At 42.4% G+C, this 26,459-nt stretch carries 20 protein-coding genes; 11 read left to right on the top strand and 9 right to left on the bottom strand.

Going from position 1 to position 26,459, the window contains the following annotated elements; translation table 11 throughout:
• Positions 1–91 precede the first annotated feature (91 nt).
• Genes H9628_RS06910 through H9628_RS06895 form a run of 4 tightly spaced genes read right to left on the bottom strand, consistent with a single transcriptional unit; the run spans position 92 to position 6,268 of the window.
• Positions 92–3,247, bottom strand: coding sequence for an efflux RND transporter permease subunit (locus H9628_RS06910; RefSeq protein ID WP_251833389.1), 3,156 nt, complete (start codon positions 3,245–3,247; stop codon positions 92–94).
• Positions 3,248–3,265: 18 nt separating this feature from the next.
• On the bottom strand, positions 3,266–4,321 hold the full coding sequence (locus tag H9628_RS06905) for an efflux RND transporter periplasmic adaptor subunit (protein WP_251833388.1): 1,056 nt from the start codon (positions 4,319–4,321) through the stop codon (positions 3,266–3,268).
• A 4-nt stretch (positions 4,322–4,325) separates the two neighbouring features.
• Positions 4,326–5,666, bottom strand: coding sequence for a TolC family protein (locus H9628_RS06900; protein WP_251833387.1), 1,341 nt, complete (start codon positions 5,664–5,666; stop codon positions 4,326–4,328).
• Positions 5,663–6,268, bottom strand: coding sequence for a TetR/AcrR family transcriptional regulator (locus H9628_RS06895; RefSeq protein WP_251833386.1), 606 nt, complete (start codon positions 6,266–6,268; stop codon positions 5,663–5,665). Before H9628_RS06895 ends, H9628_RS06900 begins: the two co-directional genes overlap by 4 nt.
• 222 nt (positions 6,269–6,490) lie before the next feature.
• On the opposite strand from H9628_RS06895, the gene H9628_RS06890 reads away from it, so the two are divergent.
• From H9628_RS06890 to H9628_RS06865, 6 genes are all read left to right on the top strand, one after another.
• The gene (locus H9628_RS06890) at positions 6,491–7,309 is read left to right on the top strand and encodes a hypothetical protein (RefSeq protein WP_251833385.1); all 819 of its coding nucleotides are present in this window, start codon (positions 6,491–6,493) and stop codon (positions 7,307–7,309) included.
• 66 nt (positions 7,310–7,375) lie between these two features.
• Positions 7,376–7,768 carry a hypothetical protein gene (locus H9628_RS06885; RefSeq protein WP_251833384.1) on the top strand — a complete coding sequence of 131 codons (393 nt, stop codon included), beginning with the start codon at positions 7,376–7,378 and terminating at the stop codon, positions 7,766–7,768.
• A 20-nt stretch (positions 7,769–7,788) separates the two neighbouring features.
• Positions 7,789–8,505, top strand: a complete 717-nt coding sequence (locus tag H9628_RS06880; RefSeq protein WP_251833383.1) for a curli production assembly/transport protein CsgE — start codon at positions 7,789–7,791, stop codon at positions 8,503–8,505.
• A 4-nt stretch (positions 8,506–8,509) separates the two neighbouring features.
• On the top strand, positions 8,510–8,917 hold the full coding sequence (locus tag H9628_RS06875) for a curli production assembly/transport component CsgF (protein ID WP_251833382.1): 408 nt from the start codon (positions 8,510–8,512) through the stop codon (positions 8,915–8,917).
• 28 nt (positions 8,918–8,945) lie between these two features.
• Positions 8,946–10,316: a CsgG/HfaB family protein gene (locus tag H9628_RS06870; RefSeq protein WP_251833381.1), complete on the top strand. Its 1,371-nt coding sequence runs from the start codon at positions 8,946–8,948 to the stop codon at positions 10,314–10,316.
• A gap of 4 nt (positions 10,317–10,320) precedes the next feature.
• A complete protein-coding gene (locus H9628_RS06865; protein WP_251833380.1) occupies positions 10,321–11,814 on the top strand; it encodes a carboxypeptidase-like regulatory domain-containing protein in 1,494 nt (497 codons plus the stop codon).
• Positions 11,815–11,906: 92 nt separating this feature from the next.
• Here the strand turns inward: H9628_RS06865 and H9628_RS06860 are convergent, their stop codons facing one another.
• Positions 11,907–13,025: a DNA polymerase III subunit gene (locus tag H9628_RS06860; RefSeq protein ID WP_251833379.1), complete on the bottom strand. Its 1,119-nt coding sequence runs from the start codon at positions 13,023–13,025 to the stop codon at positions 11,907–11,909.
• Between the two features lie 221 nt (positions 13,026–13,246).
• Between H9628_RS06860 and H9628_RS06855 the strand changes: the two genes are divergently transcribed.
• From H9628_RS06855 to H9628_RS06840, 4 genes are read left to right on the top strand one after another with little or no spacing between them, the layout of a single operon-like run.
• Positions 13,247–14,518: a hypothetical protein gene (locus H9628_RS06855; protein WP_251833378.1), complete on the top strand. Its 1,272-nt coding sequence runs from the start codon at positions 13,247–13,249 to the stop codon at positions 14,516–14,518.
• A gap of 3 nt (positions 14,519–14,521) precedes the next feature.
• Entirely contained in the window at positions 14,522–15,112 is a 591-nt protein-coding gene (gene lptC / locus H9628_RS06850; RefSeq protein ID WP_251833377.1) for an LPS export ABC transporter periplasmic protein LptC, read from the top strand.
• A 35-nt stretch (positions 15,113–15,147) separates the two neighbouring features.
• Positions 15,148–16,194: an anhydro-N-acetylmuramic acid kinase gene (locus H9628_RS06845; RefSeq protein WP_251833376.1), complete on the top strand. Its 1,047-nt coding sequence runs from the start codon at positions 15,148–15,150 to the stop codon at positions 16,192–16,194.
• Positions 16,195–16,212: 18 nt separating this feature from the next.
• Positions 16,213–17,730, top strand: coding sequence for a carbon-nitrogen hydrolase family protein (locus H9628_RS06840; RefSeq protein ID WP_251833375.1), 1,518 nt, complete (start codon positions 16,213–16,215; stop codon positions 17,728–17,730).
• Between the two features lie 77 nt (positions 17,731–17,807).
• Here H9628_RS06840 and H9628_RS06835 read toward each other — a convergent pair whose 3' ends face one another.
• From H9628_RS06835 to H9628_RS06820, 4 genes are read right to left on the bottom strand one after another with little or no spacing between them, the layout of a single operon-like run.
• Positions 17,808–20,237, bottom strand: a complete 2,430-nt coding sequence (locus tag H9628_RS06835) for a TonB-dependent receptor plug domain-containing protein (protein ID WP_251833374.1) — start codon at positions 20,235–20,237, stop codon at positions 17,808–17,810.
• A gap of 34 nt (positions 20,238–20,271) precedes the next feature.
• Positions 20,272–21,081 (bottom strand): 3-deoxy-8-phosphooctulonate synthase, encoded by an 810-nt coding sequence (gene kdsA, locus H9628_RS06830; protein WP_251833373.1) that lies wholly within the window; start codon positions 21,079–21,081, stop codon positions 20,272–20,274.
• Between the two features lie 41 nt (positions 21,082–21,122).
• Positions 21,123–21,650, bottom strand: a complete 528-nt coding sequence (locus tag H9628_RS06825) for a DUF1697 domain-containing protein (RefSeq protein WP_251833372.1) — start codon at positions 21,648–21,650, stop codon at positions 21,123–21,125.
• Positions 21,651–21,657: 7 nt separating this feature from the next.
• Positions 21,658–25,143 carry a glycosyltransferase family 117 protein gene (locus H9628_RS06820; RefSeq protein ID WP_251833371.1) on the bottom strand — a complete coding sequence of 1,162 codons (3,486 nt, stop codon included), beginning with the start codon at positions 25,141–25,143 and terminating at the stop codon, positions 21,658–21,660.
• A 217-nt stretch (positions 25,144–25,360) separates the two neighbouring features.
• On the opposite strand from H9628_RS06820, the gene H9628_RS06815 reads away from it, so the two are divergent.
• The gene (locus tag H9628_RS06815; protein ID WP_251833370.1) at positions 25,361–26,398 is read left to right on the top strand and encodes a PLP-dependent cysteine synthase family protein; all 1,038 of its coding nucleotides are present in this window, start codon (positions 25,361–25,363) and stop codon (positions 26,396–26,398) included.
• Positions 26,399–26,459: the final 61 nt, after the last annotated feature.

Below are 26,459 nucleotides of genomic sequence, written 5' to 3'. Positions count from 1 at the left end.
ATTAAATATTTATCTAAATAAACTTAGAAACATTAAATAAAATAGCCGCCTCAAAAAATTGGGGCGGCTATTAGTTTTTAATAGTTAAATATTAAAATTCAAGTTCATGTTCAGGATCGATGTGCTCATAATCAGCTTTCATCTCCTCCGCATAATCCGTTTTTTCATGATTGGAGAAACGGTTTTCCAGTTTCACTACGATGTAATATACAACCGGAACAATGATCAGCGTAAGAAACAGCGAGGAAAGCAAACCACCGATAATTACAATCGCAAGTCCGTTGTTCATTTCCGCCGCAGCACCCGATGCAAGCGCAATCGGCAACATACCGAATACCATCGCGATCGTGGTCATCAAAATCGGACGTAATCTGGCATGGTTCGCCTGGATAAGTGCATTTTCAATCGTTTCACCTTTATCCATCCTGTGGTTGGTAAAGTCAACCAGTAGAATCGCGTTTTTCGCAACCAAACCAATCAACATGATCACCCCAAGAATTGTAAAAATGTTCAAACTCTGGTTTGTTAATGCCAATGCCCAAAGCGCCCCAATAAATGATAACGGAATTGAGAAAAGTACGATAAAAGGTTTCACAAAGTCGTTGTAAAGCACAACCATAATCATGTAAACCAGCATAATCGCTGCAAGTAGCGCAACTCCCAAAGTTCCGAAACCTTCACTTTGGTTTTCCATATTTCCACCCCAGATCCAGCTCACGCCTGCGGGTTTCTGTACCTTCTCCATTTTAGTTTCCCATTCCGCAGCGATAGTTCCGGTAGTTTTACCAACCACCTGAGACTGTACGGTAACTGAAGGTGAGCGGTCATATCGTTCAAGTAGCGCCGGCCCCGATGAGTTCGAAATCGTTGCAAACTGCGAAAGCTGGATGGTCATTCCATCATTATTCTTGAACGTGATGTTTTTCACGTCATCGATGCTTTTTCGGTAACCTTCATCAAGAATGATGTTGATGTCATATTCATTGTTTCCGGTTCTGAATTTATTGGTGTCGTTACCGCTAAATGCCGTACGAAGTGTTTGCCCCACCTGCGCAACGCTCAATCCGAGTGACGACATCTTATCACGGTCTACTGTTACCGCAATTTCTGGATTTCCGGCTTCTACCGAAAGTTTCACTTCAGAAGCACCATCGATAGTTTTCAATTGGGCTTCAGCTTGCTTTGCATAGGCCATTACATCCTCCAGCGTCGGTCCTACCACTGTCATCTGAAGCGGTGCCTGCTCTGCACCCATGAAACCGATAGGAACGGTAGTGATCTTAGCACCTACCAGTTCTTTTTCAAGCTCGCGTTTCATTTTTGCGGCGTAAACTTTTGAACTTTCGCCACGCTCAGACTTGGGAATGAGTTTTACACTTATCTCCGACTGATAGCTGGTTGCCTGCGCACCACCCATACCGGTACTCGCCTGGCCAACCGTGGTGATCATTCTTTCGATTTCCGGTCTTTTACTTAGGAAAGCTTCAGCTTTTTGGGTGGTAAAGTTGGTTTGCTCGATGGAAACATCTTTCGGCATTTCGATCTGAACTAAGAATTCACCTTTATCAGTTCCGGGAAAGAAATCTGAACCAATATACCCGAATGCTACCATTAAAATCGCTGAAACAAAGAGGGCAAAAGTGATTGTGAATGTCTTGATTTTGTGGTGAAGACTCCATTTAAGGATATTTGTAATAAATACGGTAAAACGCGAAAGTCCGTCCTCAAATTTATAGATCACTTTACCAAATAGTGAATCTTTACTGATCAGATCGAGTTTCCCGTAACGTGAATACAACCACGGAACCACGGTAAATGACACCAGAAGCGATAGCATGGTCGCAATAATCACAGTAACACAGAACTGACGGATAATGTCTGATACCAAACCGCTGCTGATCGCAATTGGGAGGAATACCACCACAATTACCAGCGTGATCGCGGTAACGGTAAATCCAATCTCTGATGCTCCGTCGTACGCCGCGCGCACCTTGTTCTTACCCATTTCCATGTGACGGTGAATGTTTTCGATTACTACAATCGCGTCATCCACCAGAATACCTACGACCAGGGAAAGCCCGAGTAAGCTCATTAAGTTCAATGAATAGTCAAGCAGGCTTAAACCAATAAATGTGGCTACAAGTGAGGTTGGAATCGCGACCATCACAATAAGTGCATTTCGGAAACTGTGCAGAAAGAATAACATCACGAATGCCACAAGACCCACGGCAATGAATAAATCCTTGATTACCGAGTTCGCAGCTTCAAGGGTAAAGAGTGATGTGTCATTAGCAACATCAATCACCAGTCCCTGGCTTTTGTATTGCGTCTGCATCTGCTCGATCTTTTTCTGTACAAGCTCACTCACTTCCACAGCGTTCGCATCAGTTTGCTTCTGAACCTGTAGCAAAATCGTGCTTTGCTGGTTAACACGTGCAATCTTGTCTGTTTCCTTTTGGGTATCCTGTACTTCTGCAACGTCTGAAAGCCGGATATTCTGTCCGTTTGCGGATGAGATGGTAAGATTTCTTAGTTCATCCACAGTCTGAATCTTACCCGAAAGACGGATAAGCGTACTGTTTTCGCGGGTTTTCAAACTTCCTGTGGGGAAGTCAAGGTTTGAAGTGGAGATAATCTGTTGAACTTGCGGAATCGTAAGTCCGTAACCTTCCAGTTTATTTAAATCTAAGTTTACACGGATTTCACGCTCTTGTCCACCTACAATGTTCACTTGAGCGACGCCCTGAAGTCTCGAAAATTCAGGCTGAATCTTCTGGTCCATAAGGTCGTAAAGTTCGCTTTGCGTCAAATTCGCGGTCACACCCATACTCACGATCGGTAAATCTGAAAGTGAGAACTGTGAGAGCGAAGGTTCTTCGATGTCTTCCGGAAGTTCTGACCGTACAGCGTTGATTTTCCGCTGAGCTTCATTTAAGGCAAAATCTACATCAGCGTCATTATTAAACTGAATGATCACTACCGACAGGCTTTCGTATGATTTCGACTGGATTTTCTTAATTCCTTCGAGCGAGGAAATTGCATCCTCAATTTTTCTTGAAACCGTACTTTCTACCTCTGATGGCGATGCACCCGGATAGATGGTAGAAACGGTTACTACTTTAACCTCGAATTTTGGGATCAGCTCATAATTGAGCTGGGTATAACTGAAGAGCCCGCCAATGATTAGTAATGCAAGCATCACGATCACCACACTGGGTCTTTTTATCGATATTTCTGCTAATTTCATGTTATTCTTTTAATCGGCTTACTTTAAGATTTGGACTTTCGTTTTGTCTGCCAGGTTTATCTGACCACTGGTCACTACCAAGTCTCCTTCTTTTAAGCCGCCCGTGATTTCTACTTTCTCGCCATAGTTCATTCCGGTTTGTACCTGCGTGAGATAGGCTACATTATTCCTTACTACGAAAACTTTGTTGTCACTTACACTTCCTACAAATGCGTCCCGCGGTACCGTAAGTACGTTGGCTGCGCCTGACTGGTTGAATGTTGCAGTACCGTACATCCCGGCTTTAAGTTTATTGAAGCTGTTTGGAACGGTGATTTCAACGGGAAATTTAAGCGCCCCGGAAGCAGACGGCGCGATGAAAGTTATCCTTCCGTCGATATCACCTTCGATAACGTCTGGTTTTACTTTCACAGTGTTGCCGACAGAAAGCTGGCTCACCAACGCCTGGTCAACATCCACTTTAAGTTTAAGCGAAGAGATATCTACAATTTCAACAATCGGAGTTCCCGGCGCTACCACAGCACCCACTTCCACCATTTTTTGATTAACGATACCACTGATTTTCGAGATTACATTCGTATCGCCAGACTGCAATCTCGCAGACTGAACCTGTGCACGCGCATTCTGAACCTGCAGTCTCGCCTGATCCAGCTGCAGTGCAGTGACACCACCTGTTTTGTAAGCAGCTTCGTAACGGCTGAGTGCGGACTGAGCCTGCGCCAAATTCGCCTGTGAATTGCTCACATTCACGTTAAGCTTTTCGCCGCCAAGACGCCCGATGCTTTGTCCGGCGCGCACATAGCTACCTTCTTTTACATAAAGTGCAACAAGCTGTCCACCGATTTCTGCAGATATCTGGCTCTGTCTGTTTGGCAAAAATGTACCGTTCACTGCAAACTCGCCACTTATTTCCTCTCTTGTCACTGGCGCCGTACGTACCGCAACGTTCGTGTTTTTCTCAGCAACGATAGCCACCTGTTCCTCATTTTTCTTCTTATTATTCTGGAGGATGAGGAAAAACCCCACTGCCACGGCAATGATGGCCAATATTGTTATTAAAGTTCTTTTTTTCATTTTTTTAATTTATTTCTTTTAATGTTTTTAGTTTTCCTTGAGATTTTAAGAGGTCTATTTCAGCCAGTTTGTAATCGAGCTGTGCGCGTGTAAGATTATTTTTAGCATCGGTAACGGCGCGTTCTGCATCCAGAATTTCATTTAAGGTTGCAAGTCCGTACTGGTAATTGGACCTTGTGTTTGCCAAAACTTCTTCCGCTAGCTTAACATTTGAAAGTTGCATATTGATGGTCGTCATATTATTCTCGAGAAGTGTAACCGCATTTTTGTGTTCCATCTCAAGGCCCATTTTAGCTTCGCGAAGATCAGCCTGTGCTTTTTCAATTTCAATTTGATTGAGTTCAATTCTAGATTTTGTAGCAAAACCATTGAATATTGGGACGCTGATATTAAGTCCAATTGATGCGACATCAGACCAAAAAACACCGTTTTTCTCGCCGTTCCACCAGGGGAACTTATTTCCCTGGCCCAGGAAACCGTAATTGGCCGATAACGCTACAGTGGGGTAATATTCGGCTTCGCTGGCTTTTTTCTGCCATTCAAGCAACTCGACTTGCTTATTGGCAAGGCGGAGTTCGGTTCTTTCATCGAAACTTCCGGGATCGCTGTCTGGTAAAATGGAGGGGTCAAAGGTCTGTGCAGGCAGATCAATTTCCTGCTGCATCGGCATCCCTATCATAAACTTCAACGCATTTTCGCTGATTTCAACGGCATTCTCAAGTTGTTGTTTTGATGAAGTGATGTTGTTTTTAGCTACTTCTGTACGGTCGAAATCGATTTTTCTCGCGAGTCCAGCGTCAAAAAGACCTTTAATGATTTTCCCCGTTTCATTGGTGATTTTCAGATTGTTTTCGGCATTTGCAAGCATTTGCTCGCTCTGATAAACCTGAAAATATGCATTAGCTACACGTTCAATAATCTGTTCTTCGGTAAGTTCTGCATTGATAATGTAAAATTCCCGTGTAGTTTTAGCAGCCTTTAAACCCGTAAAAACCGACTGGTTAAACAGGACTTGCGTAAGTTGCAACATGTTGCTGGAGGTGAATTTTTGGCCAAATGCAACCTTTACCTGTTGACCCGGTGCTCCAAAAATCTCTCCCGGCAGTACACTTTCCTGTAGAAGCGGGTTGTAAGCGGTGTTACTCCCGAAAGAGATGTTTGGGTAAGCGCTTGATTTTACTTCAGCGATTTGAGCCTCACCTCTCCTGATGTCCAGGCGGGCCTTTTCGGCATCTGCTTTATTTTGCAGCGCGTAGGAAATAGCTTCGGGTAAGGTAAGCATCTTAGCTTCCTGCCCAAAAACTAGAGTTCCGGCAAATAGCAAGCTTATAGCGAACTTTTTCATTTATTATTTTTTAATTTTTTAATTGTTTCTTTTCCTTTTTCAGTAGTGATAGCGTGCATATACATCATCATCAACTCGTCCTTATATTGTTCGCGATCCAGTGTGCTGGTATCGATATAAGGTGAACTGTCATAAGACATCACAAGCTGAAAGAAAATTTTAGAATATACCACAGCATCGAAATCATCGCGGTAAAAACCCTGTCTTCGGCCTTTCTCAATATTTTGAACCAACACTTCGGAAAACTTTTCCGAAAAATTGAGCATATGCTTATTAAATATTGCCGGATAGTATTTAATCAACTGTTTAATAAGTATTGTTTTGTTTGAATGTGAAATGCGTTCAATCTCTTCATCCCTGCAGACCATTCGCTCTATCGCATTGTCAATGCTTAAATCCAGTTGCTTAAGTTTTGAAATAACAAGGTCCAGATGGTACCGAAGAATTTCTTCGAGTAATTCTTCTTTGTTGCGAAACATCTGATAAAGCGTTTTCTTGGAGATTCCAAATGCATTGGCCACATCATCCATCGTCACAGTTTTCGCGCCGTTTTCAATAAACAGCTCTGCGGCTTTGACTAAAAAATTTTGTTTGTCATCCATAATTGGGCGCAAAGATACGACAGAAAACTTAAAAACAAATAAAGTTTCCAAGTTTTTTTATTTTGCATTTTTAATGACAGTAAAATTGAAAATAAGTGAGGGTGTTTAAATCACCCTTCTAATAGTTTCTAATGATTTTCAAAATTTCCCTGCTTGCTGGGAGGCGCTATATGTCCTAATGATCCTACTTTTGGAACACAAACTAACCAAAATTTTTTAACCATGAAAAAATTATTTACAAGTGCGATCGCACTAACTGCAGTAAGTTTAACTTACGCTCAATCGAATTATGACTGGACTTGGCAACAAGGAAACGGCAACACAGCTACGGTAAACCAGTCGGGGTTACAGAACAACAACAACCTTTATCAGGTGGGTGACACTAACACTGCAACCATTGACCAAACTGGGCAAATCAACGTTAATCAGGCCCGTAGTGAAGGTGACATGAATGCTATTGATGTTGACCAAGTAGGTGAATCTAACAGTAACGCTACTAATCAGTACGGAAATAACAACATTGGTACGGCAAATCAGAATGGTTTCGACAATACATTAATCCAGCGTCAGGAGGGTAACAGTAACGTAGTTGTGGGTATTCAGGCTGGTGACTATAACTATGCGTGGCAGGATCAGCTGGGAGATGGAAACAGATTTTCCATTACTCAGCTAGGTGACGGTAACCAATCGTTCCAAAAACAAGTTGGTGATTCCAATGAGGGTATAGCTATGCAGAACGGTGACAGCAACTATATCCACCAGGATCAAGGTGGAGATGATAACTATGCAACGAATACGCAAAATGGTAACGGTAACTGGGGAGATTCTCATCAGTGGGGCAATGATAACATCAGCAGAGCTTTGCAAAATGGAAATGGTAACTTCTTGGAACAATTCCAAATTGGTAATGATAACCTAGCTGACGACTGGCAAATCGGTAATGATAACACTGGTCAAATAAATCAAACTGGAAATGGCCACATACATTGGGGTACTGTTTTCGGAAATGATAACACTATGACAGTGAATCAATCTAACTAGTCATCTCACTATTCTACAAATGCAGGAGGAATCTCGGTTCCTCCTGTATTTTTCTAAAATCCAGTTATGAAAAACCTAATCACGCTTTTCGCAGTGCTGCTTTGCGTAGTTTTTTCGGAAGCGCAAACAATTACAAGCAATAATGTACTTGAGTATTATGCAAGAACGCACGCTTCTTTATTGGCAGCGGATCCCGGTTCAGCCACTGTGATGCTTCAGGTCGGTAATAATAATCTTATGGAAGTTACAGATCTCGCATCAAGCTATATAGCACTCAGCCAGATCGGAGATAATAACACTACATATCTCTATAATACCAACAATCATCGTGGCAATGCTGAGATTAACATTATAGGCTCTGGAAATTCTGTCGAGATTCTGGGAAGTAACAGTATATCTGATGGAATGAAAATCAATATCAATGCTAACGATACCAATATTTTTATGAAGAATTATTAAAACAACCCCACCCCTTGAAAATGAAAACTCTCGCCACGATTCTGGGAATATTTTTTGTGGTCGCCAAAAGTTCTGCTCAGTCGCAGCACGGCGTTACCGCAAAAATCATAACCGAACAAAAAGAAGGCTCTTTACAAATAAGAGCAGCAGCTATAAGTACCTCAGATACTTATCACAGCTTAAATTACATCATGGTTTCTGTGAAAAAAGGACAATCAGGAAGTTCCAGCAATAAACAAAGCGGTAAATTTTCAATCACTCCCCACGAAACCAAAACACTTGCAGAAACTAACTTTAATCTCCAGAAAAATGACGGATTGAAGGTATACCTCTTTGTAAAAGATGAAGAGACCGACGCATTATTGTCTAAAGACAGTCTGGAGATCAATGGTGCACAGTTCGCCAAAGAAGTAAGTTACATACCTGAAAACAAGCTTGAACTTTCCGGATTAACAATCGATGAAACAAAAACCCGAATTGGTCAACAGTTTTATGACGCATTTTTTATGAAGTATAATCAACTGCCGAAAAAATTCCAGGGTACAGTAACGGTAGCCGAATTGCCGGGATTTGGCCGCAGTACGCGTGTTACCGTGATGTATGACGATCAGCTTGTTTACGTATTTGTACCGCGGGCTGATGATGAGGCAATAGCTGAAGAAGTCACACGTACACTCGCTATTCTGGAGGATTACAATGCGAAGAGCAGCGTACGTAATAATCAGTTTAAATATTAAGTTCATGAAAAAATATATTTTAATAGCACTTCTCTGTGCGCCATTTTACATTTTTGCTCAGCAACTGGTTTACAAGCCAATCAACCCCGCTTTTGGAGGTGATACTTTTAATTATCAATGGTTGCTAAGTTCTGCTACCGCGCAAAATCAGTTTGATAATAGTTCGCGCTCTACGCTCGGCAGAACTAGCTCTCTTGACAGTTTTACGGAAAACTTAAACCGTCAGATTTTATCGGAATTATCCCGAAAGCTGTTCGGCGATCAGTTCGGTGACGGAGAACTGCAGCCCGGAACGTACGTATTTGGCTCCATATTTCTGGAGGTCACCCAAACCGGTCAGGGTCTGCTCATTACTATTCTGAACACGGACACCGGCGAACAGTCTGAAATCGTCATACCGGGCGGCGGCTAAAATTATTCAACCCCTTGAAAATATCCCCATGAAAACAAACAAGCTAACCAAAATTGCACTTTTAACACCATTAATTTTTTTTACCAGTTGCACCCTCTTTAATTTACCTGCTACCGGCGAGAAATCAACACTCGGTGAAGTAACACCTTACACGCCCGAAATTAAAAATCTTCCTGCACCAAAGGAAAAAATCGTGGTTGGTGTATACAAATTCCGCGATCAAACCGGGCAATACAAAGCCTCGGAAACTGGCGCGAGCTGGAGCACGGCCATTCCCCAGGGAACGACGCCTATTTTACTCAAAGCACTGGAAGACAGCCGCTGGTTTACGCCAATCGAGCGCGAAAACATAGGTAATCTCCTCAATGAAAGGCAAATCATCCGCAGTACCCGAAAGGAATATGCAGGGAATGACGCCAATGAGGCAGCCCTATTGCCACCACTTCTATTTGCGGGTATTATACTCGAAGGCGGTGTGATCTCGTATGACACCAATGTGATGACCGGCGGGATCGGGGCGCGTTATTTTGGACTCGGAGCTGGCGCCCAATACAGGCAGGACCGGATTACGGTTTACTTACGGGCGGTGTCAACCTCGTCCGGCGAAATTTTGAAGACCGTTTATACGTCTAAAACCATCCTGTCGACAAGCATTAACGGAAATTTTTTCCGGTTTGTAGATACGGAAAGACTTTTGGAATCGGATATAGGTATTACCCAGAATGAGCCCGTACATCTTGCAGTGACTGAGGCTATAGAAAAGGCTGTTCATTCTCTGATTGTCGAAGGTGTACGTGATAATTTATGGGCTAATAAGCTCGCTAATCCTACCGATTTCGATAAAATCGTTGCCAATTACCGTACGGAGGAAAAAGTGAACGACCAAAGGATTGTCGGAAACAAGTTTCCACAGAGTAATCGCGGTAAGTGGGCTGCTTTTGGGAATCTTGAGGCTTTCACAATCAAAGGTGATTATGTAGATGCTAAAATGAATATTGGCGGAAAAGTCGGACTGAAGTATTTCCTTTCCGAGTACATCAACGCTGAAATTAACGTCAGCAATGTAACGATTGAAAATAAGGACATCATTAGGAGAAATGTTTTCGTTTCTGAAGTGAATTTAGAGTATCTGATGATTCCAAAAGTTAAGCTGAGTCCTTTTGTTTACGCTGGTGCCGGTACTTTTTTTCTTCCAGATAAGCCTCGTTACAAAGCCCAGGTAGGCGGCGGACTTGAATATTTGCTTAATCAAAATCTCGCGCTGCGTCTTTCGAGCCAGTATGATTTCGGTTTCACCGATGACTGGGATGGATTCGTGAACGGCTCACAAAAAGACCAGGGTGTACGGATTGGCATCGGTGTGAATTATTATTTCGGTTCTAAAAAAGCTAATAATTAAAAACATGAAAAATTTACTCAATATATTCACTGCCTTCGTTATTTTATTTTCGCTCACCTCCTGCAGTGAGGAGCTCGTGAGCAAAGTGCAGACAGGAACTGTAAAAGGAACCGTAATCAAAAAAGGAACTAATCAACCTTTGAAAAATGTAAAAATCTATACCGCACCATCTACGCAAACTGTTTTTACCAAAGATGACGGTAGTTTTGAAATCGCAGAAATACCTGTTGGCGAATACTCTTTAAGAGCGGAACTATCAGGCTATGTAACGACTTTGCAGGGAATCAGTATTAAAAATGGAGGGCAGAATGTGTCTGTTGTTTTGGAAATGAGTGATGACGAATCATTGAACTCTCCACCATCAGCACCGGTTTTGCTTAGCCCGACTGATAATGCGGTGGACCAACCGTTGTCAGTCGACCTGTCATGGAGCGCTACAGATCCGGACTCGCTGGATGTATTAAAATATACGTTGACGGTAAAGAATGATTTCGACCAGAATGTCATTGAAATCAAAGATTTAACGGAGAAACATTATTTCCTTGAAAATCTGAAGTTTGGAGTAACCTATTATTGGCAGGTCAGCGTAAGCGATGGCGTAAATCCCGCCGTAAACAGTCCGGTATTTCGGTTTAAGACCAATTCGGTTCCCAATAACAGATTTCACTATGTAAAAAAGTCTAATGGAAATTATTACATCGTCTCAAGCAACGAAGCCGGCAGCAACTTTAATTTCACGGCACTTTCTGCAAACAGTTGGCGTCCACGTTTAAGCCAGAATGCACAGCAGCTCGCATTTCTGAGAACTACCGGCGGTAGCACACATATTTTTACTGCCAAACCAGACGGTTCACAAGCATTCCAGGTCACCACGATTCCTGTTGGAGGTTTCAATAATGCCGAGCTCGACTTCTCCTGGAGTACCAACGGCAAGGAACTTCTATACCCGAGTTTTACTAAACTTTACAGAATTAACAAAGACGGCAGCGGCCTTGAACTTGTGTACACGACGCCTGACGGAAGTTTAATTTCTGAATGTGACTGGAGCTATGATGGTAGTATGATTGCACTGAAAACAAACGATCCAAACGGATACAATGCCAAAATAATCGTGATTGATATGCTTGGAAACGTGATAAAAACGGTGCTTGAAAACGTAAACGGCGCCGCCGGAGGTCTTAACTTTTCGGTTGATGGTAATCTCTTGCTCTATACGTACGATATCAGCGGGCATCAGGACAATAATTACCGTCAGCTCAATACGCATATTTTCATTCACAATATGCAGACAGGAGATGTCACCGACGTGTCGGTCGCGAGCGAAAAGCCGGACGGTACAAATGACCTGGATCCCAGATTTTCACCCAACAATGCCGAGGTAATCTTTACAAACACTTCCAATGACGGTATTTCAGTGAAGAATATTATGAAAGTAACCTTGCAAGATATTACACGAACAGCTTTATTCCCCGATGCAGAAATGCCGGATTGGGAGTAATGTTTTCAAGGGGAGTTGAGGAATTTATTCCTCAACTTTTTTATTTATTTAAAGCCGGAATTTTTCCGGCTTTAATTTTATTTAGTCCTGCCCTACGCACTTTTGTGTATATAGCGCGAGAGCTTTATGCCAAGATCCGTCCACACGATTTTTGGATTTGCGTTTCTTTCCAAGTGATAATCTGCCTCGGAAATTTCGTTTAAAATCACTTCAATATTAGCTCCGTGAATGTAACGTGCAAAACCATCCCATTTAAAGCCATCCGTCACTATTTTCCGATATACCAAGTCTGAATTTCCGTAATTCTGCAGCAATGCAAGCCGGAACATGTCGGCACAGTACTCGAGGAAGTTTTTCTGTTTTTCCCGGTTCCATGTGGCAATATTACGTGCCCAAAAAACAATATTTTTCAGGTACTGCGGTTTTTTCTTCACCTGAAATGCTTCGCGTACCCACAATACGAAGAGATTCTGGAATTCAGAGTTTACATCTTCGGCGGATACGAGTTTTTGCGCGATATTCCAATTTCCCTGAGTCTGAAAAACAATTTCCCGACGCTTTTCATCAGAGATATCAAAATGTTTTTGGAGTGCTGCGTCGATTTCCGCATCATCAATCCGCGGGATTTCTACCAGTTGCGTACGGGACAGGATTGTCGGCAGAACATTATCACTACTTTCGGCTGTGAGGATGATTACAGTATCTTTCGGCGGTTCTTCCAGAAACTTGAGAAACTTATTGGCAGCCCAAATATTCATTTTGTCGGCCTGCCATATTATCAGCACCTTGCTGCCGCCTTCGTAGCTTTTTAATGAAAATCTTTGATTTTGGGCATCGATTTCTTCAGCATAAATGGTCAGCTGTTTGTTTTCCGACTGTAGAATATTGCTCCAGTCGGCATTGTCAGCGTATGGATTTTCGAGCACAAGTTCCCGGAATTCGTCTGCGAAATGCGAGGACAAACCACTCGATTTCTCTTTGAACACCGGAAATGAGAAATGCAGGTCAAGGTGGTTGAGATGCTCAACTTTAGGCGCTGACCCTTCATTTTCGCGGGCGAAAATCTGTCTGGCAAAAGCCAGTGCGAGTGCTAATGTACCATATCCATATGCGCCGACAAAAAACTGCGCATGGCTGACACGGTTGTCCGAAATGCTATTAGCAAGCATGGTTTTGAGCGTTTGCTGGCCAACGATCTGATCCCAATTCATCTGCCAAAGATATTAATTTTGGTATCAAGATAATCTGTCCTTACTAGGACGAAAATATATTTAAATTAAATTTTTAGCGAATTAAGCAGTATTCAACGGGAGAATTATCATTAAAACGAAGCATGAAAACGGCTTCTGTACTTAACAAACTTTAACCTCTGTAAAATTTCTTCAATTCAGTAATAATTAAGATATTTGCGCATTATTTTTAAAAATAACGAATGAAAAAATTTTTTGTGTTGCCAATGGTCGCCGCGGTTTTTTTTGCCAGCGCGCAAACAATTGGTAATTCACCGTACGCCGCCTTCGGAATTGGAGATGTGAAGTATGACAATACGACGGATGTGAATGCGATGGGCGGTATTTCTACAGCTTATATTTGGGATTTTAATAATAATTTCAATTTCAGCAACCCGGCAGCCAGCAAAAATCTTGAGCTGACGACAATCAAAGTAGAAGCAACCAACGAAAACAATTTTTTCAAGTCGAATTTCGATAACATGAGTGTGAATAAGCACTCTACTTACCTTTCAAATCTTTCAATTGCATTCCCGCTTTCACCGAAAGTCAAATTTGGAGTCGGTTATCAGCCGTACAGTTCAAAAAAATACTCCGTTTTGGTTCAAAATGAGCAAGACGGCGTTACAGAAGCAAACCTTTTCCGTGGTGAAGGTACTTTGAGCACCGTTCAAGCTGCACTCGCCTACCAAATCACACCCGAATTTGCATTAGGCGCACGAACCAATTTTTATTTTGGTAATCTTTACGATATCAATGAGCTGACGTACAGCAATGCGGAGCTTATCAATGGCTACGAAACCCGGAACAAGGTAAAGACTTTCAACTTCACGCTGGGTACAGCCTATCAGAAAAAATACGGTCTAGACCGCAAGTTAACGCTTGGTGCCACCTACACTTTCGGGAATACCGGCCAGATGGAGACAAGTTACATGAATAGTACCTACTACTACAACGGCAATTCCGACAAAACCAATATGAGCATCATCGATGAGCAGTACAGCTCCGATAAGAATTTGATCCCAACGGAATTTTCGGTGGGTGCGGGCTATGGTCGTGATGCAAAATGGTTTTTAGGAACTCAGTTCGATTATAAAAAAGGTGAGACAATCCAGTTCCTGGGTCAGCCCTTTGTAAACCAGAATTCTTACAGAATTGCCGCGGGAGGTTGGTATTTGCCGAACTTTAATAATTTCAGAAGTTATTTTTCACGAGTGACCTACCGTTATGGTGCTTATTACGAGAAAGGTAATCTTTCATTTAACGGAACTGATATCAATCAGTTTGCGATCACCGGCGGACTTACGCTGCCATTTGAGAACCGAAGCGCAAACCGCCTGAGCGGCATCGATGTAGGTTTGGAGATTGGAAAACGGGGCACGCTGGAGAACAATATGATCCGTCAAAATTTTGTGAACTTCCGAATCGGTTTGAATTTCGCTGATAAGTGGTTCCAAAAACGTCTTTATGATTAAGAAATGATTCGTCAGAACAAAATATTTCCTTCAAGTATAGCAGGCCTTCTGGGTTGTGCTATATTTTTTGCGCTTATTTCTTGCGAAGAAGATCTTACAAAAGTCAATCAGAACAACAATACCAACTTCCCTTCGCAAATTATCAACCGCGCGAACATTGTACAGCGTGATTCAGGTATGGTAAAGCTGCGTGCTACGGCGCCCCTCATAGAGAAGTACGAATATATCGACTCGCCGTATATCGTGGCAAGGAAAGGAATCAACATACTTTTCTACGATAAGAAAAAACCGAATGTTCCGGGCAAAATCGTGGCAAAATATGCCAAATTCAACGAAAAGAAAAAATTTTATGAGGCGAAAGGCAACGTGCGCATTACAACAAATGAAAATCAGATGTTCGCGATGCAGTCGGTATTCTGGGACCAGAACAAACGTCTGATTTATACTTCAGACACCGTGTACGTTACCGACAAAGATGGTTCGACGCTCGTCGGTGCCAATGGTATGAAGGCAAAAGATGATTTCAGCGAGTACACATTTTTTAATAATTCCGGCAACATCAGCGCACAGAAAATCCCCGAACAGGGCCAATAATATTTCGTAAATTCGCGTCAAATGGTTTTTATTTGATGGAATTTCACGCGATTGGATTAATGTCCGGCACCAGCCTTGACGGGCTGGATATCTGCTTTGTTCGGTTTCAGTTCGATGGTGGTGATTGGAATTTCAAAATTCTCCATGCCGAAACTGTCGGCTACAGTGAAGAATGGGAATTCAAGCTTCGCAATTCAACACAACTTAGCTCCGCAAAACTTTTAGCCTTGAATTCTGAATATGGATTTTATCTCGGTGAGCAGGTTCAAAAATTTATACGAGAGAATCAACTAAGCAACGTAGATCTGGTTGCTTCCCACGGCCACACGGTTTTTCATCAACCTCAGAATAAGTTTACTCTGCAAATTGGCGACGGACGTGCGATTAATACGATGGTAAAAATTCCGGTAGTATATGATTTCCGAAGTCAGGATGTGCTGATGGGTGGCAACGGTGCGCCCTTAGTCCCCATTGGTGATGAATTGCTTTTTGCCGGATACGATGCCTGTGTGAACCTGGGCGGTTTCTCGAACATTTCCTTTAAGGCGAATAGCAGACGGATTGCGTTTGATATTTGTGCGGTAAATATCGTATTGAACCGTTTTGCAAAGGTTTTAAATTTAAAGTATGACAAAAATGGCGCAATCGCGCGCAGCGGAAAAATTATTCCGGAACTTTTAAATTCTTTGAACGCGCTTCCCTACTACAAGTACGCTCCTCCAAAATCATTAGGTATTGAATGGGTTGAAGAAAACATCGATCCGTTAATACAGGATCAGATGGCTGAAGATCTACTCGCGACGTTCACGGAACATGCAGCTCTTCAAATAGCTGAAACGCTGGGAAAATTTGATTTGAAGAAAGTCTTTTTTACCGGCGGCGGAACTTACAATTCGTTTTTAATTGAAAGGATAAAAACAAAGTGCAGAGCAGAAATCATCATCCCCGAAAAGGAAATCATTGATTACAAAGAAGCCCTGATTTTTGCATTTATGGGCGTTTTGAAACTTAATAATAAAATCAACGTACTTTCTTCAGCCACGGGAAGTACAGAAGATCATTCTTCAGGATTAGTGGTTTAAAAATTTAAAGACAATATTATGCAGATTGATATAAGAAAACTTGCAGTAGAAGACTACGAAGAACTGCGGGAAACAATGATGAAAGCGTACCCGACAATGTCTCAGAGCATTTGGTCGAAAAAAAGCATCCAAAAACTCATCCGGATCTTTCGTGACGGGCAGATTTGCATTACCGTCGACGGCAAAATAGCCGCGGTGGCGCTTTCGCTTATCGTGCAGTATGAGTTGTATGGGGACGATCACACTTATAAAGAAATTACAGGAAATTATACGTTCAATACCCATTCTGAGACCGGAAATGTGCTCTATGGCATTGAAGTTTTTGTGGATCCGGAGTACCGAAAACTCCGTCTCGCCCGAAGACTTTATGACGTGCGGAAGGAACTTTGCGAAACGCTGAACTTAAAATCCATCATGGTTGGCGGCAGAATTCCTAATTATCATCTGCACAGCGATAAACTTTCGCCGCGTGCCTATATCCAGAAAGTGCGGAACAAGGAGCTGTACGATCCGGTACTGAGTTTTCAGCTCGCAAACAATTTTTTACCGGTAAGGATTCTTAAAAACTACCTTCCGGAAGATTTTCATTCCGAGGAAAATGCGGTTTTGCTGCAGTGGAACAACATCTATTACAGCAAAAAACCGAATACGATGCAGGATTCGGTGATCCGCCTCGGACTTGTTCAGTGGCAAATGCGTCACTTCAAGACCATCGATGCGTTTTATGAACAGGTAGAATTTTTCGTAAATGTGATGGCTGATTATAAATCGGATTTCATCATGTTCCCGGAATTCTTCAATACGCCTCTACTTGCGCCTTTCAACCATCTTTCGGAGCGCGAAAGTATGTTTAAACTGGCCGAACTTACAGAGCAGATTAAGAATAAAATCTCTGAGCTGGCGATTGGTTACAACATCAATATCATCGCCGGCAGTATGCCGCTGGTAGAAAACGGCGATCTTTTTAACGTGAGTTATTTGCTGCACCGTGACGGAAAGATCGATGAGCACCGTAAAATTCACATCACACCCAACGAAAGAAAATTCTACGGCATGAAAGGTGGCAGCGAAATAAAAGTGATCGATACAGATTGCGGAAAAGTAGGCCTTGTGATTTGCTATGATGTAGAATTCCCCGAACTGCCGCGGATTTTAGCCGACCAAGGAATGAAAATCCTGTTTGTTCCTTACCTTACCGATACGCAAAATGCCTACGTTCGGGTCCGCCACTGCGCTGCTGCCAGGGCAATCGAAAACGAATGTTATGTTGCGATTGCGGGCTGTGTGGGGAATCTTCCGGGTGTAAACAATATGGATATCCAGTACGGTCAGGCCGCGGTTTTCACGCCGTCTGATTTTGCATTTCCATCGAATGCCGTGAAAGGCGAAGCTACACCGAATACGGAAACCACTTTAATCGTTGATGTAGATTTAAATTTACTCAAAGAGCTGCATCATTATGGCGCGGTACGTACGATGAGCGACCGCCGTTCCGATCTATACACCACATTGGACCTGAATGCGGAAAAAGATTAGTTTTAAATTATTTATGCTAAAAAAGAAATCCTGAAACTTTACATTTCAGGATTTTTTATTTTCGGGATAAACTTTTTTTAAAGTTTAAATTCAAGCTTTACATTGAAGAAACGGCCGGTCATCCGAACCGGAACCGGATAGTTGTAGCCCGATGAAACATCGTTCACCCATTGGTTGGCAACTGTATTTTGAATGTTGAACGCGTTGAATATCTGTACACCGAGGGTGAGTTCATTGAAATTACTCCAGAAACCGCTGTTTACTTTGTTGTCTTTCTGGTCGATGAACACTTTAGACAAACCAATGTCCACTCGTTTGTACGAAGGCAAAGTACGTTGGTACAGATACGGCGCCGTGTAATCCGGTTGACCGTTTTCATCCAGTGTGATCGGTGTTCCGGAAGGAAGTCCGTTGGCGTATGTCAACGTTAAATTTACACGCATAGACGGAAATTTCGGCATATAATCCTGGTAAAACATTGAAAATCTGAAGCGCGGATCAGTTGGTCTTGAAATATCTCCGCGACCTTCAATGTTTTCAAATACACGCGCGTAACTGGCGGAAACCCACGAATCGATTCCGGGAACAAATTCACCGAAAAGACGCGTGTCTACGCCGTAAGCATAACCTTCCGAATTGTTTTTACCCGAATACCTTATCCTCACATTATCGAGATAATAAGGAATCAGGTTATCCATTTTCTTATAGTACGCTTCTGTTGTGAGTTTAAACGGACGTTCGAGCATGCGGAACTCATAGTCATTTGACAGGATAACCTGCATTGACCGCTGAGATTTGATGTTTGGATTGAAATTACCGTCTAAATCTTTGATTTCCTTGTAAAATGGCGCCTGATAATAGATTCCGCCGGAAAGTTTAAACAGCATGTCCATTTCCCAATCTGGTTTTATCGCAAACTGCGCACGTGGCGAAATTATGGTTTCATCATTGAAATCCCAGTGTGAAGCACGGACGCCCGCGTTCACAAATACACGGTTCGTTCCCCAAAAGAGTTTTTTCGAAAACTGCGCATATCCCGAAAGACGCGTTGGCTGAATGTGATTCTGGCCTGCAATATGAAAACGCAGTCTCAGGTCAGACGGATCCAATGTTCCTGGATCTGTATAATCGCGAGGCGTGCTGTAACCAAGCGAATCGACAAGCTGCCATTCATTGGTGAAATCTTTGAGGTTCTCTTTTTCGAACTTTAACCCTACTTCAAAATCTGTGTTCACATCGGGTGAAAAACGGGTTTTAAGCTGGCTGCCGTATGTTTTCACCAATAAGTCGTTCCGTGCATGATCAATCTGTCCACCCACATCGTAAGAGGTAATTGGGTCGCCTGTGATCGGATCAAAAGTTTGCAATAAATAAGCAGAAGCAATGGAATAATACTCGCGTTCACGGTTTTGATAAGCAAAATTATCTAATGTAAAAGTCCATTTTTTGTTTGGCCTGAAGTTGATCGATGCCGTACCCATCATGTTTTTATAGGCATCATCTTCCTGGCCGTTATAGAAAACGCTGAGTCTTAGTGGAGTTTGTAACGAGCCAAAATCTACTTCCTTCACTTTCGGAATCATCTCATAATCATTCTTACTGTAGTAACCAACGAAGGAAAAATCCCATTTACTGTTCAGTCTGTAAGTGATATAAGATTGAAAATCAAGATACTGTGGATTAAAATCTGTGTCTTCATTTAAAGTATTAAGGACCAGATTTGTATTTCGGTAACGTCCGGAGAAAAGCGCAGAAAGTCTTCGGTCTTTCGTAGCAAAGCCTGTGGAAAGTCTTGCTCCTATAAGGCTTGCTTCTCCTGAAACTTCAAATTTGGTAGGCTGTCTGTAATAAATATTCAGCGCCGAAGACATTTTGTCGCCGTATTTTGCTTCAAAACCACCCGCTGAAAAGTTGATGGCCTGCACCATATCCGGATTGATGATGCTCATGCCCTCCTGCAGCGAATTACGGATCAGGAAAGGTCTGTAAATTTCGATATCATTGATGTAGATAAGGTTTTCATCGTAATTACCGCCACGCACCATATACTGTGAGGAAAGTTCGGTATTTGAGTTAACCGACGGAAGGGTTTTCAGCAATCCTTCAACGCCACCCGAAAGTGACGCGACCTGCTGAGCCTCTTTTGCTGTGATTTCTACAGAGGTGAGATCGGTAACTTTTGGTTTGCCTTTTTTCTGAAAAACAACTTCCTGAATCTGCGTTTCGCGCCCGGAATCTTTAAAAAGTACGTTCACGTTCTGTACTTTCGGCGTCGGTTTAATGTTTTTGCTGAAGCTGAAAAAACTCTCTTTTGAAACCTGAAGTTGCTGCTCCGTAGCTGCTACCGGAATTTTTACCATTCCATTCTCGTCTGTAGTAAAGCTTCCGTTGTTATAATAAACATTGGCCGCGCTTACCGGCGCTCCGTTTTCGTCTAATACTTTCAGGGTGATTTGCGCGGACAGAACTGCCGGAACAAAGGCAAACAGTAGAAATATCTTTTTCAATGGTTTGAAGTTTAGTTTTTAAAGATAGCAAATTTTAAAGCACAGCTTCGCGCACGCGGGTCAATTTCTGCAGCAGATTCTCGAGTTTGTCAAGTTGCAGCATGTTCGCGCCGTCTGATAAAGCACAGCTGGGGTCGGGATGTGTTTCAATGAAAAGTCCGTCTGCACCCACAGCGATTCCGGCTTTGGCAATAGTTTCTATAAGTTCAGGTCTTCCGCCAGTCACACCGGAGTTTTGGTTGGGCTGCTGAAGTGAATGCGTTACATCCAGAATCACTGGCGCATAATGTTTCATCGTTGGGATTCCGCGGAAATCTACGACCAAATCTGTATATCCAAATGAGTTCCCGCGTTCGATGATAGCGGTTTTTTGGTTGCCCGAATCTGTCACTTTTTCCACCGCAAATTTCATCGCTTCCGGTGAAAGAAACTGTCCTTTTTTCAGCGTTACGCACTTTCCTGTTTTGGCTGCAGCTACCAACAGATCGGTTTGTCGAACCAGAAATGCCGGGATTTGCAGTACGTCTACATATTTTGCAGCAAGTGCTGCGTGGTCGTTCTCGTGAATATCCGTGGTAGTAGGAATACTAAAAGTTTCGCCTACTTTTTTTAGTATCTCAAGCGATTTTTCTTCGCCAATTGTGGTGAATGAATCTACACGGCTGCGGTTGGCTTTTTTGAAACTGCCTTTGAAGATATAAGGAATCTCATATTTGTTGGTGATCTCTATCACCTTTTCCGCGATTCGTAAAGCCATGTCCTCACCTTCGATGATGCAGGGTCCGGCAATCAGGAAAAAGTTTTTTGAATTTTTGTGCTGAATATTATCAAGGTATTGAATCATTATATTTAAAAATTTAAATTGAAAAAAGTAGAATTTAAAACTTACAGCTTCTGCAAAATCTTTTCAATAGTATTAATATTACGTGAAGTTACGAGATGCTTGTAACGTTTGTTCCCGAGTATTTTTCCGAAATCTGACTTTACGGTGTTGCCTTTTGAATTTTGCCAGTAAAAATGATGGTTTACTATTTTTGTTTTTTCGGCTTCTGATGCTTTTAGTTTACTGAATTCATCATCCAACATCTTATCAACGCCCTCTTCACCAATGAAAGCGTAGACGTGAGATGAGGAATCGTTTTGAAACGGTACATATTGCAAAATCTGCTTCACTTCATCCTTGGTTTTAATGAACATAAAAGCGTCATATTTAAAATGATCACTCATTGCTTTTTCAAGTGAAATTTTAAGCTCGTTTACCGACTTTTCGGACGAAAACAGAATGTTTCCCGATGCCAAAACAGATGAAACTTCACTCAATCCCGCACTTTCAAAAACATCACGAACGTCGGCCATCTTCATCGAAGTACCGTTCACATTTACACCGCGAAGAAATGCACAGAACCTCATCATTGCGGAATTATTGCGTGGCTCGGATAACCGCATTAGTGATCTGCGTTTCTTTCTCCTGGCTGTAGGTAGAATCGTACGGATTCATTATATCAAACAGATACGTGTAAAATGGCGTTATCTTCTGCACTTTCTCAGACTCTTTGTACGCCTTCTCCTTCCCCATAATCTCAAGATTTTTCACAAAACCGTTGAAACGTTTGTCAATAGGTTCAATAGATTTTACGACGTAGTTATAACCCTTGTCCCTTTTCCCAAGTCTGTCATAAGCATCACTCACTGCGCCCACCACAAGTGAATATTCCATCGGTTTTGTACGCATTTGCCGCGAAACAAACATCTGTTCGCGTGCAGAAAGCCTGCTGTAATAATCATACTCTTCGAAAATTCCTTTTTTGAGCTCCTCGGCAAGCATTAAACCTTTCTGTTCCTGGCCCGCCACGATGTATCCGTAAACCATGGAACTCAGCGAACGCGGATCATTGTATTTCGCCACCGGAATTTCGCGGGAAGCCAAATCGAGTATTTCAAGTGCTTTTGCACGCTGTCCCGAAAGTGCAAGTGCTTCCGCGGCGCGGCTGGCCGAACTTCGGTAGCTTACGATATTCTGCATACAGGTTTCATCAAAATGCACATTCAGGTCTTTAAAATTGCCCCAACGGTAGTTTTTTACGATATTATAAAGTGAGTTTGCGTCTACGCGTCCCATTTCACCGTCTTCACGCTCTTCTGTCTTAATCGGTACAAGTCGGTAACTGAAACCGTCATACTGTAGATATTCACCAAGATAGAATATGTTTTCAGGATCATAGATTCCGCCGGAAGAGAAATTGATAGACCGCTTCCAGTCGTTATTCGCAAGCATATCCAAAAGCAACAGATTGTTTTTAAACATACTCGATCTTCTGTAATCAATCGTAATTTGGTCTACAACCTGATTAAGATCCTTAGCCTCAATGGTACCCGATTTGAGTGCGTTTTCTTTATTCACCGGAAGTATGAATCTGCTTACAGGCAGGAAATTGAACTTTTCAAATTTCTCCTCACCAAAAAGCATTTTCAGGATCTCATCTTTGTCATCAGATTTTGTTCTGACGAAATTCAATGCTTCCTTTAATGTCATCGAATCCTGTGTAAGGTATTTTCTGAAGCCTGCGAATGCACTTTCAGGCGCGCCCTGGTCTTTAAGGTTCGCAAAAACATTTTGCCAGTCTTCAGGACTCATCAGGAATATCTGGTCATTGGTCCCGTCGCGGTAATCTTCATGCGTGAGAATCGACGGTATCGGCATTGAGTTATAAGTCCGGCGTTTTACCTGATCGATATTCCACGGTGTGGAAAGAAGCGTAAAGTTCACTACTTTCACATCATCACGCAAACCGGATGTTTCCTGCATTCCCCAAATCGGATACGTATCATTATCCCCATAAACGAACAAAATATCGTTTTTCGGTAACGATTTTAATGTGGAATAGGCATAATCATAAGCAGCTGAACGGCCGCTTCGGTCATGCGGTGTATAATTCTGGAAGCCCATCATCAGCGGAATACCTAAAAGGATAACGCCAACCGCTACGTTTGCTGCATCTGATTTTATCTTTTTCTGAACAGCCCAAAGAAGTGCCGCCGCTCCAAGCCCTATCCACACCGCAAATGCGAAAAAGGACCCCACCATTGCATAATCACGTTCGCGGACTTCAAAAGGTTTGACGCCGGTATAGAAAATAATTCCGACGCTTGTGATGATGAACAGTGAAAGTATGGCGTAGAAGCGTCCGAAATCACGGTTCAGCTGAAAGAAAAAACCTAGAATTCCCAATAGCAGCGGAAGAAAAAAGAAGGCTACGGTGCTTTCGTTTTTGAATTTTGCGGGCATTTGGCTTTGGTCACCCCACATTGCATTATCAATAACAGGAATGCCTGAAATCCAGTTGCCGCGGTTGTTTTCCATGTTACCTTCGAGGTCATTCTGGCGGCCGACGAAGTTCCACATCAGATAACGTACGAAGTAATATCCATTCTGAAAAGTGAAGAAATAATCCAGGTTTTGAGCGAGGGACGGCTTTTGGATGTTAATCAGATTATAAGGCTTCACTTTAAGATAGTCATCAGCCCGTATCGTACCTGCGTCAAACTTGCCGCGCAATTCCTCAAATATTTGTTTAGCTTCCGGGCTTTCAGCAACGTCCGGATTATCATAATTAAATGAAAAATCAGGCGCGCCATACATCGAAATGTAGTTCGACATTACATCTTTGTCTTCGCTGAACATCCTCGGCATAAAGCCCACATGCGCCTCACTGAAGACATAATTGAAACGGTCGCCCACCTTCAGATAAGTGCCTGTTTTTTCGTCTTTTTCGTAAACGTCACCCGTTTTCTTGGTTTTATAGCTGCCGTCTTCGTTTTTCTGGATTCCATTGGCGTCAAGATAAGCCGTGTAATTCTGACCATAGGAGGTTGGCCAGTCGCCATATTGCTCACGGTTATAATAATCGAGCATCCCAATCGCGTTATCCGGATTGTTCAGGTTCATGGGTGGATTTGCATTCGCACGTATGGGAATTACCATCCAGCATGAAAAACCGATGATCATATATACTACAGACAATGCGATCGTCTGCCAAATACTTTTCCCGGAATTTTTAGCATATTTAATGGCGAAATAGCACAAGCTGATCAGTATGATGAACGCGATTACAGTTCCTGAGTGAAACGGCAGACCAATGCCGTTTACGGCAAAGATTTCCATTCGTCCGAAAAGGGTCATTATCAGCGGGAAAATGCCTTTGAAGACAATCCCTAATATCACAAGCGTAATTGCATTTGCCCATAGAAAGCTTTTCCAGGTAAAATCGTAGTTCCTTGCATAATAAATAAAACAAACGGCTGGAATTGCCAACATACACATCATATGAACACCGATTGACAGACCTGTAACAAAGAAAATCAGTATGATCCACCGTTCATTGTCTGAGTCGTGATATTCATTTTCCCATTTCGTAATAAGCCAAACCAAAAGCGCGATAAAAAGCGTAGCCATCGAATAAACTTCACCTTCCACAGCTGAGAACCAAAACGTATCTGAAAAAGTAAAACAAAGTGCGCCAATCGCACCTGCAAACAGGATCGAAATCTCCTCGTGCCGCGTGATCTGCTCAAAATCTTTGTTCAGTAATCTGCGAACCAAATGCGTGATGATCCAGAAAAGGAACAATACCGTAAGGGCGCTGAAAAGTGCGGACATTGCATTGATGACAATTGAGTAGTTTTCCACATCCCCAAATGCCAGCATCGCTGCCACGGCACCTACGAGCTGGAAAAGCGCTGCACCCGGTGCATGTGTCACTTCAAGCTTTACTGCAGAGGCGATATACTCACCCGTATCCCAAAAGCTCAGGTAGTGCTCAATAGTTGAGAGATAAGTCAAAAAAGCGATAACAAATACTACCCATCCGAGGACGGTATTCCACTGTTTGAAACTCCAGTTTTTCATAGATAAAATTCAGATATGCGAAAATAAGGTTTTTCAGCTGTAACGAACTAACTCACCATGAAATTTAGCGCTTCAATGATATGAAAAGAGCAGATTTTAAAGATTAAATTAGACCACAAACCATAGCATCTGCCGTATTGAAATTGTGTATAAATTTCTCAATAATTAATTTTTTAGTATTTTTGCCACGCTTTTTAGGAGAAAAAAATGACGACTAATGACTAATGTTTACAATAACATTCTGGATTTGATAGGCAATACGCCGATGGTAAGGCTGAACGAGGTAACCAAAGAAATACCCGCAACCGTCTATGCCAAGCTAGAATCTTATAATCCGGGCCACTCCACTAAAGACAGAATAGCGATCCACATCATCAATGCTGCTGAGAAAAAAGGCTTGCTGACACCCGGATCTACTGTGGTGGAAACTACTTCGGGCAACACCGGTTTCTCCGTGGCGATGGTTTGTATTATTAAAGGTTACAAATGCATTCTCGCAGTAAGCGATAAAACCAAACAGGAAAAGATTGCCTACCTAAAAGCTTTAGGTGCTACCGTTTACGTATGTCCGGCAAACGTTCCGGCAGATGATCCGCGTTCGTACTATGAAGTTGCGCGCAGGATCGCAGAAGAAACTCCGAATTCTATCTATATCAACCAGTATTTCAATGAGCTCAATATCGATGCGCATTACCAGACCACCGGTCCTGAGATTTGGGAACAGACAGAAGGTAAGATTACGCATCTCATCGCGTGCACCGGAACCGGCGGTACGCTTTCAGGCTCAGCTAAATTTCTAAAGGAAAAGAATCCAAATATTAAAATAATCGGTGTGGATGCCGCGGGATCTATCCTGAAAAGTTTCCACGAAACCGGAAAAATCAACAAAGAAGATATTCATCCTTACCAGATTGAAGGAATAGGAAAAAACCTGATTCCTTCGGCACTTTTATTTGATAAAGTAGATGAATTTGTACGCGTAAATGACGAGATGGCGGCTTACCGTACACGTGAGATCGCTTTGAAAGAAGCTATCATGGGCGGATATACTACCGGCGCGGCGATCCAGGGATTGTTGCAGTATGGAGCAGCCAACTCATTTAAAGAAGATGATGTGGTAGTTGCGATATTTCCTGATCATGGCTCACGTTATATCACAAAAGTGTATAGCGATGAGTGGATGAATGAGCAGGGATTTGTGAATAACGGCGTACACAATTACGACTCACTTTATAAAACGGAACACGTGAAATAGAATATGTGATAAAACTCATTTACAAAGCTTTTTGCGTGGTGCAAAAAGCTTTTTTTATGTT

Source organism: Kaistella pullorum (assembly GCF_014837035.1).
In the GTDB taxonomy this organism is placed as follows: domain Bacteria; phylum Bacteroidota; class Bacteroidia; order Flavobacteriales; family Weeksellaceae; genus Kaistella; species Kaistella rhinocerotis.
This window is presented reverse-complemented; position numbering and strand designations above follow the sequence as displayed.